At 65.7% G+C, this 13,919-nt stretch carries 12 protein-coding genes and 1 riboswitch; of the genes, 4 read left to right on the forward strand and 8 right to left on the reverse strand.

Annotated features, from left to right (window positions below):
• Window positions 1-39: 39 nt before the first annotated feature.
• Window positions 40-1,386 carry a PAS domain-containing sensor histidine kinase gene (locus AABA51_RS14170; protein ID WP_338272639.1) on the reverse strand — a complete coding sequence of 449 codons (1,347 nt, stop codon included), beginning with the start codon at window positions 1,384-1,386 and terminating at the stop codon, window positions 40-42.
• A gap of 416 nt (window positions 1,387-1,802) precedes the next feature.
• Window positions 1,803-2,114, reverse strand: a complete 312-nt coding sequence (locus AABA51_RS14175) for an ETC complex I subunit (protein ID WP_338276614.1) — start codon at window positions 2,112-2,114, stop codon at window positions 1,803-1,805.
• 375 nt (window positions 2,115-2,489) lie between these two features.
• On the opposite strand from AABA51_RS14175, the gene uvrB reads away from it, so the two are divergent.
• Window positions 2,490-4,682 carry an excinuclease ABC subunit UvrB gene (gene uvrB / locus AABA51_RS14180; protein WP_425328817.1) on the forward strand — a complete coding sequence of 731 codons (2,193 nt, stop codon included), beginning with the start codon at window positions 2,490-2,492 and terminating at the stop codon, window positions 4,680-4,682.
• A gap of 205 nt (window positions 4,683-4,887) precedes the next feature.
• Here the strand turns inward: uvrB and AABA51_RS14185 are convergent, their stop codons facing one another.
• A complete protein-coding gene (locus tag AABA51_RS14185; protein WP_338272640.1) occupies window positions 4,888-5,487 on the reverse strand; it encodes a rhodanese-like domain-containing protein in 600 nt (199 codons plus the stop codon).
• A gap of 135 nt (window positions 5,488-5,622) precedes the next feature.
• Here AABA51_RS14185 and AABA51_RS14190 point away from each other — a divergent pair, with 135 nt between their 5' ends.
• The 3 genes from AABA51_RS14190 to AABA51_RS14200 all read left to right on the forward strand — a co-directional run bounded on the left by AABA51_RS14190 (window position 5,623) and on the right by AABA51_RS14200 (window position 7,774).
• Window positions 5,623-6,060 carry a hypothetical protein gene (locus AABA51_RS14190; protein WP_338272642.1) on the forward strand — a complete coding sequence of 146 codons (438 nt, stop codon included), beginning with the start codon at window positions 5,623-5,625 and terminating at the stop codon, window positions 6,058-6,060.
• A 143-nt stretch (window positions 6,061-6,203) separates the two neighbouring features.
• A complete protein-coding gene (locus AABA51_RS14195; protein WP_338272644.1) occupies window positions 6,204-7,124 on the forward strand; it encodes a ring-cleaving dioxygenase in 921 nt (306 codons plus the stop codon).
• Complete coding sequence (locus AABA51_RS14200) at window positions 7,121-7,774, forward strand: alpha/beta hydrolase (protein ID WP_338272646.1); 654 nt, start codon at window positions 7,121-7,123, stop codon at window positions 7,772-7,774. The genes AABA51_RS14195 and AABA51_RS14200 overlap by 4 nt, the downstream gene beginning before the upstream one ends.
• A 94-nt stretch (window positions 7,775-7,868) precedes the next feature.
• On the opposite strand, the gene AABA51_RS14205 is transcribed toward AABA51_RS14200, so the two are convergent.
• The 5 genes from AABA51_RS14205 to AABA51_RS14225 form a co-directional block, all read right to left on the reverse strand.
• Window positions 7,869-9,239, reverse strand: a complete 1,371-nt coding sequence (locus AABA51_RS14205) for an aspartate aminotransferase family protein (RefSeq protein WP_338272647.1) — start codon at window positions 9,237-9,239, stop codon at window positions 7,869-7,871.
• 173 nt (window positions 9,240-9,412) lie between these two features.
• Window positions 9,413-10,120, reverse strand: coding sequence for a tRNA (guanine(46)-N(7))-methyltransferase TrmB (gene trmB, locus AABA51_RS14210; protein ID WP_338272648.1), 708 nt, complete (start codon window positions 10,118-10,120; stop codon window positions 9,413-9,415).
• 87 nt (window positions 10,121-10,207) lie between these two features.
• Complete coding sequence (gene metK / locus AABA51_RS14215) at window positions 10,208-11,389, reverse strand: methionine adenosyltransferase (RefSeq protein ID WP_338272649.1); 1,182 nt, start codon at window positions 11,387-11,389, stop codon at window positions 10,208-10,210.
• A gap of 10 nt (window positions 11,390-11,399) precedes the next feature.
• A riboswitch (SAM-SAH riboswitch) is annotated at window positions 11,400-11,447 on the reverse strand.
• Window positions 11,448-11,466: 19 nt separating this feature from the next.
• On the reverse strand, window positions 11,467-12,990 hold the full coding sequence (gene lnt, locus AABA51_RS14220; protein ID WP_338272650.1) for an apolipoprotein N-acyltransferase: 1,524 nt from the start codon (window positions 12,988-12,990) through the stop codon (window positions 11,467-11,469).
• A 26-nt stretch (window positions 12,991-13,016) separates the two neighbouring features.
• Entirely contained in the window at window positions 13,017-13,916 is a 900-nt protein-coding gene (locus AABA51_RS14225; RefSeq protein ID WP_277826154.1) for a transporter associated domain-containing protein, read from the reverse strand.
• Window positions 13,917-13,919: the final 3 nt, after the last annotated feature.

The following is a 13,919-nucleotide window of genomic DNA, read 5'->3' on the forward strand; positions in this document are numbered from 1 at the left end:
CGGCCATCCGACAGCGCGGAAAACCCGTTTCCCCGCACGCTAGATCGTCACCGTGACGCAGACCTTCGTCCCCGTCTCGCCCGTCTCCACGGCGAATTCCGCCTCCAGCGACCGGGCACGCTTTTCCACGCTGATCAGGCCCAGACCCTGCTGGCGCTTGGACCCTGTCGGCATACCGGTGCCATTATCCTCGACGCAGATCTGGATCCTGCTCCCCGTCAGGTCCAGTGCCGTCACCCGCACCAGCGTGGCCTTGGAATGCTTGACCGCATTGGCCACCAGCTCCTGCACGATCCGCAGGCAATTGAGCGCCCGCTTTTTCGTCAGGATCGACCGGTCGCCCACGTCGATCTCCCATTCCAGCCGCAGCGCCGTATCGGAAAACGACCCGGCCAACCGCTCGCACAGCGCAATCAGCGCATCGACGAAGGGCTTGTTGGCATGTTCCGCCGCCATCACGATCAGCCGCAATTCATCCACGGCATGATCCACCAGTTCGCGCAGCTCCGGTGCCGGGGTCGCGTCGTTGCGCATCCGGTATTTCAGCTCCAGCAAGATCGACCCAAGCCCGTCATGCAATTCGCCGATGACCCGTTCGCGCTCGACCATCTGGCCAAGATTGCGCGCCACCATCAGATCGCGCTCGTGGCTTGCGGCTTCCTCGGCGCGAATGCGGTTGTAGGCGGTCACGTCGATGATCACACCGTCCCAGACGGTCGCGCGGTCCTCACGTTCCTTGGGATAGGTCTCGGCATAAAGCGTTTTGATGCCCTTGCCGACCCGGATCCGCATATGAGCCTGAAAGGGTATTTTCTCGGTCATCGACCGCCTGCGCGCCTCCATGAGGCCGTCGATGTCCTCGGGCAGAACCAGCGCCCAGACACGTGCAGGGTCGCGCGTGATTTCCTCGGCAGTCAGGCCGAAAATATCGCGACATTGCGGACCGAAATGAAATTCGCCCATGCCATCGGGGTCATCGGCATAGGTGATGTAACTGTAAGGCACGACCGCCACCGACGCGATCGGATCATCCCCCAGCTTGGGCAGACGGTCGAGGATCCACTGGGGCACCTCCCCCACCCATTCAAAGATCCAGACGACCGCATCGTGATGCGAAAGCTTGATGGGCAGGACCGACATCCGCGCCGTGCCGCCCGATGCATTCTCCTGGTAGAGGAAAAATTCCAGCGCCCCGGGGCCAAGCGTCCCGCGCAGAACCGCCTTGCGCAGATCGTCCAGCGTCGCGGTTTCCCCGCCGATCTTCAGACGATGCGGAAAACTGGAAACCAGCTCGGACACCCGCGCGAAAGGCGTCCGCCCGTATTCCAGGAACTCCCCGAAATTCGCGCCCTTGTGCGTGATCAGATCCCCGCTGCCATCGGTCACGATGGCACTGATCGGCGATATGGATCTCCTGTCCGTCAAGACGTCTCACCCCTGCTCTGCTTCAGCTCTTTGGGCGTCAGGCCATTCTGGCCGCGCCATTCCCCCTCTTGAAAAGGGCCGCAATCGAACCTCCCCGAACGCGGGCACCAAGCCTTAGGTAAAAACAAAGATCTGTCACAATACCCTTGATCCGGGAGGAAGGTTTGCACCCCTCGGGACATACGGCATCGCCGCCAGCCCCGAATTGCACGCGGCCCTGTCGGCGGCAGGCATCCCGCCACGCCACACCCCAGACCGCCGCGCACCCAAACGCCACACGGATGCGCCAACCCGGACGCTATCAGGGAAAGATCAAAGAGACCACCGGCCCTGCGCCACGCCGCCAGCGCGCGCTCGGTCCGTTTTGTTCACACCGTTCAATGCGTCCAGGCGCCCTTGCGGTCGGTGGCGAAATTCTCGCCATAGCCGCGCGGCCGGATGTTGGGCTTGCGCGCCTTGGGCTTGAGCACCACCGCCTCGATCCCATGGGCCTTGGCGTAATCCTGCGCCGCCTCCAGCGTGTCGAACCGCAGCTTCACCTGGCTGTTCATGTCCGACGACGATGTCCAGCCCATCAGCGGATCGACCTCGCGCGGGGCTTCGGGCGCGAATTCCAGAACCCATTCCTTCGTCTTCGCCGTCCCCGAGGACATGGCGGTTTTCGCAGGTTTGTAGATACGGGCGCGCATGGTCATCTCATCCCGGTCAAGATCGCTTGTCGCCTTATGGAAAAGCGCCGCGCGCTTGTCCACACCCCAAGCTGTCGCGGGGCGCAGGTCATCGTCGGCGGAAAAAGGAAAACGCGAAGCAGGAGAGGGTTGCCGACCGGCGCCGAGGGAGCGAGGGGTGGGTGGGTGGTTCGACCCCGACCGGCAACCACATCTGCTGCTTGCCCTTGAAATCTACGACAACCCCCCCGGGCCGCGCAACGAAATTTTCTCCTTAAAGTTGTAAAAATTGTCGCGGATTTCGAAAGCCACCGTTAACCATGCCCCGCCCCCGGCCTGCGGGGTTGAACCTCGGCCCGATCAGGTCAATTTGCAGGGGTGACGGAGGCCCACGCGATGCACAACAACTCCCCCCAATCGATGCCCGACACCGGCCTGTCGGTCGATGCGGTCCGCGCCCGCCCCAAGCTCGAAGGCGGGCGGCGCTTCGTCATGCAGACCGAATTCAAACCCGCAGGCGACCAGCCCCGCGCCATCGCCGAACTGTCGCAGGGCGTTCTGGGCGGCGACCGCGACCAGGTGCTTCTGGGCGCGACCGGCACCGGCAAGACCTTCACCATGGCCAAGGTGATCGAACAAACCCAGCGCCCCGCGATCATCCTCGCCCCGAACAAGACGCTCGCCGCCCAGCTTTACGGCGAATTCAAAGGGTTCTTCCCCGAAAACGCCGTCGAATATTTCGTCAGCTACTACGATTACTACCAGCCCGAAGCCTATGTGGCACGCTCCGACACCTACATAGAGAAAGAAAGCCAGATCAACGAACAGATCGACCGGATGCGCCATTCCGCGACCCGGGCGCTTCTGGAACGCGACGACGTGATCATCGTGGCCTCGGTCTCGTGCATCTACGGCATCGGCTCGGTCGAAACCTATGGCGCGATGACCCAGGATCTGTTCGCGGGCCGCCAGTATGACCAGCGCAAGGTCATGGCCGATCTCGTGGCCCAGCAATACCGCCGCAACGACCAGGCGTTCCAGCGCGGCTCCTTCCGCGTGCGCGGCGACTCCTTGGAAATCTGGCCCGCCCACCTCGACGATCGCGCCTGGCGGCTGTCCTTCTTCGGCGAGGATCTGGAATCGATCACCGAATTCGACCCGCTGACCGGCCACAAGACCGACACTTTCGACAAGGTGCGCCTCTACGCCAATTCCCACTACGTCACGCCCCGCCCCACGATGCAGCAGGCGATCAAGGGGATAAAGGAAGAGCTGCGCCAACGCCTCGACCAGCTCGTGGGCGAGGGCAAACTGCTCGAGGCCCAGCGCCTCGAACAGCGCACCAATTTCGACCTCGAAATGCTCGAGGCGACGGGCGTCTGCAACGGGATCGAGAATTATTCCCGCTATCTCACGGGCCGCGCCCCGGGCGAACCGCCCCCCACGCTTTTCGAATACATCCCCGACAATGCCATCGTCTTCGCGGATGAAAGCCACGTCACCGTGCCCCAGATCGGCGGCATGTATCGCGGCGACTACCGGCGCAAATTCACGCTGGCCGAACACGGGTTCCGCCTGCCCTCCTGCATGGACAACCGCCCCCTCAAATTCGAGGAATGGGACGCGATGCGCCCGCAATCGGTCTATGTCTCGGCCACCCCCGCGGCATGGGAACTGGAACAGGCGGGCGGCGTGTTCGTCGAACAGGTGATCCGCCCCACGGGCCTTCTGGACCCGGTCGTCGAAATCCGCCCCGTCGAGATGCAGGTAGACGATCTGCTCGACGAAATCCGCAAGGTCGCGGCCCGTGGCTTCCGCACGCTTGTGACCACGCTGACCAAGCGCATGGCCGAGGATCTGACCGAATACCTCCATGAACAGGGCATCCGCGTCCGTTACATGCATTCCGACATCGACACGATCGAACGGATCGAGATCCTGCGCGACCTGCGGCTCGGGGCCTTCGACGTGCTGATCGGCATCAACCTGCTGCGCGAAGGCCTGGACATTCCCGAATGCGGGCTCGTGGCCATCCTCGATGCCGACAAGGAAGGCTTCCTGCGCTCCGAAACTTCGCTGATCCAGACCATCGGGCGCGCCGCGCGCAACGCCGAGGGGCGCGTGATCATGTATGCCGACCGCATCACCGGCTCGATGGAACGCGCCTTGCGCGAAACCGACCGGCGGCGGCAAAAACAGATCGCCTATAACGAGGAACACGGGATCACGCCCGCGACGGTGAAAAAGAACGTGGAGGATGTTCTGGCGGGCCTCTACCAGGGCGACACCGACATGAACCGCGTCACGGCCAAGGTCGACAAGCCCATGGTGGGCGCGAACCTCGCCGCCCATCTCGACGGGCTGCGCGCCCAGATGCGCAAGGCCGCCGAGAACCTCGAATTCGAGGAAGCGGCACGGCTCCGGGACGAGGTCAAACGGTTGGAGGCGGTGGAACTGGCCGTGGCCGACGACCCTTTGGCGCGGCAATCGGCGGTGGAGGAAGCGGTGGACGAGGCCCAGAGGATGAAGGGCCGCTCAACCGCCGGCCGCCCGGGGCAGCGGGGTGGGAAGGCGAGAAGGGGGCGGTGACTCGCCCGTAGGGTGGGCAATCTGCCCACCACCCACGGCCCACCACCCACGGCCACCGTAGGGTGGGCAATCTGCCCACCAATCTGCCCACCAATCTGCCCACCAATACCCGCGTGAATTCGTGGATTGGACAAGCCGTGGTGGTGGGATTGTCGACGGGGGTGGTGGGCAGATTGCCCACCCTACGCCCCCCCCCAACGTCACATCACCCCCCGGCGCCCCCCGGCACCACGGTCAATCCCAACCCCTGCCAATTCTGCATGCCGCCCCGGTAATACGAGATATTCTCCGCCGGGAACCCCGCCTCGATCATGTTGCGCGCCGCCGTCGGCGACTGGCCGCACCACGGGCCGTTGCAGAACAACACCACCTGCGGGATATCCCCCTCGCAGATGAACCCGTCGAAATCGACCTCGCAGCCCAATTCGCCCAACCGGTCCGCCGCCTCGTTATAGGGCACCGACACGGCACCGGGGATCGTGCCCGCCTCGAATTCGGGCCGGATGCGCCCGTCGATCACCACAATATTCGGGTCCTGCAGGGCCGCGATCACCTCCAGCTCGCCCACGGGCGTCACACCGGGCGCGGGCACCATCGGCTGGATGCAGAAATTCGGACAGGGGCGCGAGGTCAGCGTCCAATCCCCCTCCAGCCGATGCGCGCTATCCTGGTTGCGCGAGATCTCGACCATCCCCGTGGCCGTCGGCACGCTTGCCGACATCATGTCGGGCGTGATCCCCACGCCATCGGCCATGGCCAGCCCCGGCACAGCCGCCATCGCGAAAGCAAAAGCCGTGATACGCATGACATCCTCCCTTTTCCTCTGCGCCCAGCGTCCGCCTGTTGATGGACCAAGTCAACCAACAGTTGCGCGCCCCCGCCAAACGGGCAGAACCGCGCCGCCCCTTTCCCCGCGCCTCCCACGCCCTATCCTCGCCCCATGCGCCCGATCCTTGCCGCCCTCGCAGCCCTCGCCCTCGCCAGCCCCGCCGCCGCCTGGCAGGCCGGAACCGATGGCGCGCTCTGCACGCTCACCCATGAGCAAGCAGGCCTCGACATCCGCCTGACCCATGATCCCGGTCCGCCGCTCTGGACCATCACGATCACCGCCCCCGCGCCCTGGCCCGAGGCCCCGATCTTCTCCATCGCCTTTCTGGGCGGGGCGGAACTGACGATCTCCACCGACCGCCACAGCCTCTCGCCCGATGGCCTGTCGCTCACCGTCACCGACCGGGGTTTCGGCAATGTGCTGGCCGGGCTCTCGGGCAACACGACCGCCCATTTCCGCTTGGGCGATGCGGAATGGACCGCCTCCCTCGCCGGCGCCGCGCCCGAGGTCGCAGCCTTCGCGGCCTGCAACACCACCCCCAGTGTCTAGGCCCCAGTGTCTGAGCCCCGACCGAGCTTCCGTGCATCCCGGCACATCACCCCTGTGCTCATGTGCATTTTCGCAGCAATCAATCCGCCCCATCTTCCCCAGCGAACCAGGGAACACCCCCCATCGCCTCAGGAGACCCCAAGATGACCCGCAAAATTCCGGGCCTGCACCATGTCACGGCCATCTCCGGCCCGCCGCAGGCCAATCTCGCCTTCTACACCGGCAGGCTGCGCCAGCGGCTCGTCAAGAAAACCGTCAATTTCGACGATCCCGGCACCTATCACCTCTATTACGGTGACAGCGCGGGCAGCCCCGGCACGATCCTGACCTTCTTTCCCTTTGCCGATGCAGGCCCCGGCCGCGCCGGTCCCGGCATGGCCTCGGCCTATGCCTATGCCGTGCCCAAGGGCGGCTTTGACGGCTGGATGGAAAGCCTCGCGCTCGATGCGGTGGATTTCGACGGCCCGACCGAACGCTTCGGGCAACGCGTCCTCACGCTGCGCGATCCCGATGGCGCGCCGGTCGAACTGGTCGAAACCGCCCGCGACAGCGACGCGCCGCTCGACGGCTTCCATTCCGTCACGCTCTGGGAAAGCGACATCGCGCCCACCGCGCGGCTTTTGACCGAGATCTTCGGCTACGTGGAAACAGGCCACGAGACGGCGGGCGGCACCGAACGCCTGCGCCTGCAGGCCCCGGGCGATGCGCGCGGCGCGGTCATCGACCTCATGCGCTCGGATGCGCCCTCCATCGGGCGGCAGGGCGCTGGAACGATCCATCACATCGCCTTCCGCGCCGAAACCGACGCGATCCAACGCGACTGGATGGACAAGCTCGCCAGCGCGGGCCATCCCACCACGCCCGTCATCGACCGACAGTATTTCAACGCGATCTATTTCCGCGAACCGGGCGGCGTGCTCTTCGAGATCGCGACCGACCCGCCGGGTTTCGCCGTGGACGAAGACCCCGCCCACCTGGGCGAGGCGCTGATGCTGCCCGCGAAATACGAACCCTACCGCGACCGGATCGAAAAGGTCCTCCCGCCGCTGCAGGTGGCACGATGACCCGCGTCCTTCGCGCGGGCGCGTCCCCCGATACGGCGCGGATGGGTCTGGTGCTCCTGCACGGGCGCGGCGCGGGGGCCGAGGATATCCTTGGCCTTGGCGCGGCGCTCGGCCTGCCCGACATCGCGCTGGTCGCACCCGAGGCACCGGGCCGCAGCTGGTGGCCCACCTCCTTCCTCGCGCCGATGGGCGGCATGGCCCCCCATGTCGACGCAGGCCTGGCCGCCGTGGACGAAGCGATCGCTACGCTACTGACTGCGGGGCTGACCCCCGACCGCATCGCCTTGGCGGGGTTCAGCCAGGGCGGATGCCTCGCGCTCGAATATGCCGCGCGGCGCGGTGGGCTTGCGGCGGTTTTCGGGCTGTCGGCGGGTCTCGTCGGCACATCGGATGCGATGGGCGGCCCCGATGCCGCGCTCTATGGCGCGATGCCCAAGCGGTTTGCCTATGACACCGACCTGACCGGACTGCCCGTGACGATCACGGTCCACACCCAGGACCCCCACATCCCCCTCAAGCGCGCCGAGGACAGCGCGACCGTCTTCCGCGACCGGGGGGCCTTGGTCGATTTGCAGGTGACCCAAGGGGCCGGTCACAGCGTGACCGAGGGCGGCATCCGCGCCATGCGCGCAATCCTGAACAAGGGGTAAACGGCCGCAAGGCGCGCCAAGCTTTCGTCAGGAAACGGGCCCGGAATTTAACCTTTCATCAGGATATTCCGGGCCCGTTTACCAATCTCCGGCCTCAGCCCAGAACCTCCGCGATGCTCTCGGCGGTGACGGTGACGATCGTGTCGGCCTCCTCCCGCGTCAGGCAGAGCGGCGGCGCATAGCCCAGGATATCGCCCTGCGGCATGGCCCGCGCGATCACGCCGCGCCGCGCCATGGCCGCCACGATGCGCGGCACCACCTTGTCGGCAGCATCGAACCCGGCCCGCGTGTCGCGGTTCTGAACCAGTTCCACCGCCGTCAGCATCCCCTCGCCGCGCACCTCGCCGACATGGGCATGCTCGCCCAAGGCCTCCGTCATGGTCCGCGTAAGGTAAGGCCCTGTTTCGCCGGCGTTTTTCACCAGCCCAAGACTGTCCACCAGCTTCAGGTTCGCGATCCCCGCCGCCGCCCCGATGGGATGGGCCGAATAGGTCCAGCCATGGCCAAAGGGCCCGTTTTCATCGGTCCCCTGCTCCAGAACCGCCCAGACCTTTTTCGACACGATGGACCCCGACATCGGCGCATAGGCGCTCGTCAGACCCTTGGCGATGGTCATGATATCGGGCTTCAACCCGTAATGCGGCGAGCCGAACATCGACCCCAACCTACCAAATCCGGTGACCACCTCATCCGCGATCAACAAGATATCGTGTTTCTCGAGGATCGGGGTGATCGCCTCCCAATAGCCCTTGGGCGGGGGCACGATGCCGCCCGTCCCCAGCATCGGCTCGGCGATGAAGGCCGCGATCGTGTCGGCCCCTTCGCGCGCGATCAGCTCTTCCAGATCGGCGGCGCATTGCGCGCTGAACTGCTCCTCCGTCTGGGTCACGTCCGCACGCCGGTAGTAGTAGGGCGAGGTCGTGTGCCGCACCGTGTCAAAGGGCAGATCGAATTTCTGGTGGAACAGCATGAGCCCCGTGAGCGAGCCGGACATGAGCCCCGAGCCATGATAGCCCCGCCACCGCGAAATGATCTTCTTCTTCTGCGGCAATCCCCGGATGTTGTTGTAATACCAGACCAATTTGATGTTGGTCTCGTTGGCATCACTGCCGCCAAGGCCGAAATAGACCTTGGACATGTGATCGGGCGCGCGCTCCATCACCATGCGCGACAGCGTGATCGAGGCCTCCGTCCCATGGCCGACATAGGCGTGGTAATAGGCCAATTCGCGCGCCTGTTCCGCGATGGCCTCGGCCACTTCCTGCCGCCCATAGCCGATGTTGACGCAATAAAGCCCCGCAAAGGCATCAAGCAGGCGGTTGCCGTCCCGGTCCGTGATCCAGCAGCCCTCGCCTGTCTGGATCACCCGCCCCGGCGCCTCGCCGCGCGCATGCTGCGCCAGATGGGTGGAGGGGTGCATGAAATGGTCCCGATCCCATTTCGCAAGCTGGTCGTTGGTGAGCATGGCGCGATCTCCTGTCTGGGGCTTGGCCCGAGGTAACGGGCCAGACCCTCAGGATGCAACCCAAAGGCGACAAAACGCCCGCCGATCCGGGCGAAACGCCCGAAAAACTCGAGTTTTTCGAGCAGGAAAACTGCAGTTTTCCCAACGGTTTTGCTGCAGCAAAACCCGTCCCGTCAGCCCTTGCGCCGGAATGTCAGGTAATGCGGAACCCGGTTCTCGCGCAGCGCCTTTTGCTCGTAACGCGTTGAAATCCAGTCATCCCACGGCACGTGCCAGCCCCCGGGAACCGCCGTCAGCAGGTCGAAGCCCGCTTGCGGCACTTCCTCCAGCGTCTGGCGGACATAATCGGGAATATCGGTCGCCACGCGGAATTCCGCCCCCGGTTTCAACACGCGGGCCAAGGGTTCCAGATGCTCGGGCGTGACAAAGCGGCGGCGGTGATGGCGCGCCTTGGGCCAGGGATCGGGATAGAGCAAGAAGGCCTTGGCGATCGAGGCGTCGGGCAGAACGTCGAACATATCCCGCACATCGCCGGGATAAACGCGCAGATTGTCCACGCCCGCGCGCCGGATCTTGCCCAGCAACATGGCGACACCGTTGATATAGGGCTCGCAGCCGATGATGCCCGCCTGCGGATTGCGGCTGGCCTGGTGCACCATATGCTCGCCGCCACCGAACCCGACCTCGAGCCAGACCTCGCGCCCGCCGAAAACCGCTTCCAGATCAAGGTCTTCCCGCTCCGGATTGACCTCCCAATCCACCGGACCGGGCGACAGCGCGTCGAGATCTTCCTGAAGATAGGTTTCCTGGCTGTCGCGCAGGTGCTTGCCCCGGCGGCGGCCATAGAAATTCCGGTGCGGACGCTCGGTCGGAGGGGTCATCGGCACTCTCTGGATGGGGTCGGACAGGGCGCAGGGGCCGGTCGCAAAGGACGGGCGGGGCGATTGCGCCCCACCCGTGGTGCAAGATCAGACAGCGGCCTTGAGCGCGTCGATCAGATCGGTCTTTTCCCAGCTGAACCCGCCATCGGCTTCGGGCGCGCGGCCGAAATGGCCATAGGCCGCCGTGCGCTGGTAGATCGGACGGTTCAGGCCCAGATGCAGGCGGATGCCGCGCGGCGTCAGGTTCATGGCCTGCCGGATCGCCTTTTCGATGCGGGCCTCGTCCACCTCGCCGGTGCCATGCGTGTCGACATAGACCGACAGGGGTTGGGCCACGCCGATGGCATAGCTGAGCTGCAGGGTGCAGCGGGCGGCAAGACCGGCGGCCACGACGTTCTTGGCCAGGTAGCGCGCGGCATAGGCCGCCGAGCGGTCCACCTTGGTCGGGTCCTTGCCCGAAAATGCACCGCCGCCATGGGGGGCAGCCCCGCCATAGGTGTCCACGATGATCTTGCGGCCCGTCAGGCCCGCATCGCCATCGGGGCCGCCGATCACGAATTTGCCCGTGGGGTTCACCCACCATTGCGTGTCAGCGCTCACCCAACCCTCGGGCAGAACCTCGCGGATATAGGGCTCGACCACGGCCCGCACATCGTCCGAGGTCATCGCCTCGTCCAGGTGCTGGGTCGACAGCACGATCGAGGTCACCTCGACCGGCTTGCCGCCTTCGTAGCGCAGCGTCAGCTGGCTTTTCGCATCGGGGCCAAGCGTCGGCTCCTGCCCGGATTTGCGCACCTCGGCCAGACGGCGCAGGATGGCATGGGAATACTGGATCGGCGCAGGCATCAGGTCGGGCGTCTCGTCGACGGCATAGCCGAACATGATGCCCTGGTCGCCCGCGCCCTCGTCCTTGTTTTCAGACGCGTTCACGCCCTGTGCGATATGGGCGGATTGCTCGTGCAACAGGTTCGTCACCTCGACCGTGGCGTGGTGGAACTTGTCCTGCTCGTAACCGATGTCGCGGATGCAATCGCGCGCGATCTGTTCGATCCGGCCCATGTATTCGGCCAGTTTCGCCTTGTCGGACAGGCCGACCTCACCGCCGATGACGACGCGATTGGTCGTGGCAAAGGTTTCGCAGGCGACGCGCGCCTCGGGTTCTTCGGACAGGAAAGCGTCGAGAACAGCATCGGAAATGCGGTCACAGACCTTGTCGGGATGCCCCTCCGAAACGGATTCGGAAGTGAACAGAAAGCTGTCGCGTGCCATGTGCTGAGAGTGCTCCATTGTTGATCGTCCCCACGCCAGGAAGCCGTTGTGGGGCTGTGATGTCGCGCCGTACGCCCTTATGCGCCGAGGTGCAATGGCCGGACGCGGCGCGCGGCCAGCAGGGCCAGCGTTGTTGCAAAAAGAACAAGGAAGATGACGGGAAAATCGCCCATCCGCGCATAAAGCGTCGGTGGCAGGGCGGGCGGCAGGGGCGCATCCAGATAGCCCGCCGCGTTCAGGGGCAGCGAGGCCACCACGCGCCCGCGCGCATCGATCACCGCCGAGACGCCGGTATTGGCCGCCCTCAGAACCGGCAGACCCTGTTCGGCGGCGCGCAATCGGGCCAGCGCCAGATGCTGATAGGGCCCGGAAAAGCTGCCGAACCAGGCATCATTGGTCAGATGCACCATCCAGTCTGGGCGCGCGACCTGCCGGATATAGCCGGGAAAGATCGCCTCGTAGCAGATCATCGGAAAGGCACGTCCCAGCCCCGCCCCCATGTCGAGCAGCGCGGGGCCGGGGCCGGGCGTATAGCCGCCCCCCAGAACCTCTGCGAGCCCCCGCAGGCCAAATGCCTCGGCCATGCCGCCCCCCGGCATGTATTCGCCAAAGGGCACGAGGTGATGCTTGTCATGGATCGCCGCGATCGCCCCACCGGGGGCCAGCAGCGCGGATGTGTTGCGCGGCCTGAAGCCTTCGTAGCGTTGACCGCCGATCAGCACCTGCGCGGCACCCGCCGCACGGGCGATGCGCAACCGCTCGGGCGCGGATTGATCCAGCAGCACCGGCAGGGCGGTTTCGGGCCAGACGACAAGCGACGGCGCCGCGCCGGTTTCCGGGGCGGCGGCGGTCAGGTCCAGACCCCGCTGGAAAAAGACGGGGATCATGTCGGCGCGCCATTTCAGATGCTGCGGCGCATTGGGCTGCACCAACCGCACGATGGGTGCCGTCGGCGCAGGCGCGGGGGCGGGCGGGGCCACGGCACCGGCGATGAGCACCGCGAAGAGCAGGCCAGCCGCCCGGACCGGCACCATCAGGGGCCGCGACAGCACCGCATGGGCCATGCCAGCCGCGACCACCAGAACGATGGCGGTCATTCCATGCGGACCGATCAGCGCGGCCAGCGGCAAGAGCGGCGCCCCGATCAGGATGTGACCGGGATGGGCCCATGGAAATCCCGTCAGGATGCTGGCCCGCGCCAGCTCGGCCAGACCCAGCAAACCCGCTATGACCACCAGCCGCAGGCCGCTCCGCCCCACGGGCACAAGCCGCGCCATTCCCCATCCCGCCAGCGCCCAGAACAGCGCCAGCCCCCCGGCCATCAGCGCAAGGGCAAAGGGGGCCATCCAGCCATGACGCGCCGCATCGACGAAAAAGGGCTCGACGATCCAATGCAGCGCGACGGCGAAATAGGCGCTCCCCCCGATCCAGGCCGCAAGCGCCGCCTGCCGCGCGCCGGGGGCGCGGGCCACCAGCCCCATCAGCACCGCGAACCCGGCCCAGCCGAGCAGCCACAGATCGAAGGGCGCAAGACCAAAGGCCGCGACAGCCCCCGCCAATGCGGCCAGCGCCAGCCGCGCGCGCGCGCCCGGATCAGGCACCGCAGACGCAGCCGGCACGGGTTGCGTCAAGCGGCGGCCCCTTTCGGGACCCTGACGCGCAACCGCTTGATCCGGCGCGGATCGGCATCGATCACCTCGAATTCCACGCCCGAGGGATGGGGCACGACCTCGCCCCGCGCGGGCACCCGGCCCGACAACAAGAAGACCAGACCGCCCAGCGTGTCGACCTCTTCCTCGTCATCGACCTCGGACAGTGCGATGCCCAGTTCCGCCTCGAATTCGTCGAGCGGCGCACGGGCCAGCGCCAGCCATTGCCTTTCGCCTTCGCGGGTCCAGGGCTGGGCCTCTTCGATGTCGTGCTCATCCTCGATCTCGCCGATGACCTGTTCGATCAGATCCTCGATCGTCACCAGCCCGTCGACCCCGCCATATTCGTCGATCACCAAAGCCATATGGGTGCGTTCGGTCTGCATCTTGGTCAAAAGCACGCCGATGGGCATCGAGGGCGGCACGTAAAGGAGCGGCCGCAGCATCGTGCGCAGCGAGAAATCCTGCGCCTTGCCGTTGAACCCGTAGCGCAGCGCCACGTCCTTGAGATGGACAAGCCCAAGCGGGCTGTCGAGCGTACCCTCATAGACCGGCAGGCGCGTCATGCCGCTGTCGCGGAACACCTTGACCAGGCCTTGCAGATCCTCGTCCGCCGAAACGGATTCGATCTCGGCGCGGGGGATGGCGACATCCTCGACCCGCATCCGCCGCAGGTTCGACATGCCCAGAACGGGCATCTGGGCCACGGTCACCCCATTCGCGGGGGCGCTGTCTCCGGTTGTGGAGGTGTTGGGTTCGGCATCCTCGGATGCACCGAACAATCTGGCGAAAAATCCCTGCCTCTGGGGCCCGGGATCGTCTTCCTCTTCCTGCGCGCCATGCGCCGCAGGAGACGAGGGATCAGGGTTCGAGCTCATGGC

The organism is Roseicyclus marinus (genome assembly GCF_036322625.1).
Classification (GTDB): Bacteria; Pseudomonadota; Alphaproteobacteria; order Rhodobacterales; family Rhodobacteraceae; genus Roseicyclus; species Roseicyclus marinus_A.

Coding starts and splice junctions, on each gene's coding strand:
- AABA51_RS14175 (WP_338276614.1), bottom strand. CDS start 2,114: ATGCGCGCCCGTATCTACAAACCTGCGAAAACCGCCATGTCCTCGGGG.
- uvrB (WP_425328817.1), top strand. CDS start 2,490: ATGCACAACAACTCCCCCCAATCGATGCCCGACACCGGCCTGTCGGTC.
- AABA51_RS14185 (WP_338272640.1), bottom strand. CDS start 5,487: ATGCGTATCACGGCTTTTGCTTTCGCGATGGCGGCTGTGCCGGGGCTG.
- AABA51_RS14190 (WP_338272642.1), top strand. CDS start 5,623: ATGCGCCCGATCCTTGCCGCCCTCGCAGCCCTCGCCCTCGCCAGCCCC.
- AABA51_RS14195 (WP_338272644.1), top strand. CDS start 6,204: ATGACCCGCAAAATTCCGGGCCTGCACCATGTCACGGCCATCTCCGGC.
- AABA51_RS14200 (WP_338272646.1), top strand. CDS start 7,121: ATGACCCGCGTCCTTCGCGCGGGCGCGTCCCCCGATACGGCGCGGATG.
- AABA51_RS14205 (WP_338272647.1), bottom strand. CDS start 9,239: ATGCTCACCAACGACCAGCTTGCGAAATGGGATCGGGACCATTTCATG.
- trmB (WP_338272648.1), bottom strand. CDS start 10,120: ATGACCCCTCCGACCGAGCGTCCGCACCGGAATTTCTATGGCCGCCGC.
- metK (WP_338272649.1), bottom strand. CDS start 11,389: ATGGCACGCGACAGCTTTCTGTTCACTTCCGAATCCGTTTCGGAGGGG.
- AABA51_RS14225 (WP_277826154.1), bottom strand. CDS start 13,916: ATGAGCTCGAACCCTGATCCCTCGTCTCCTGCGGCGCATGGCGCGCAG.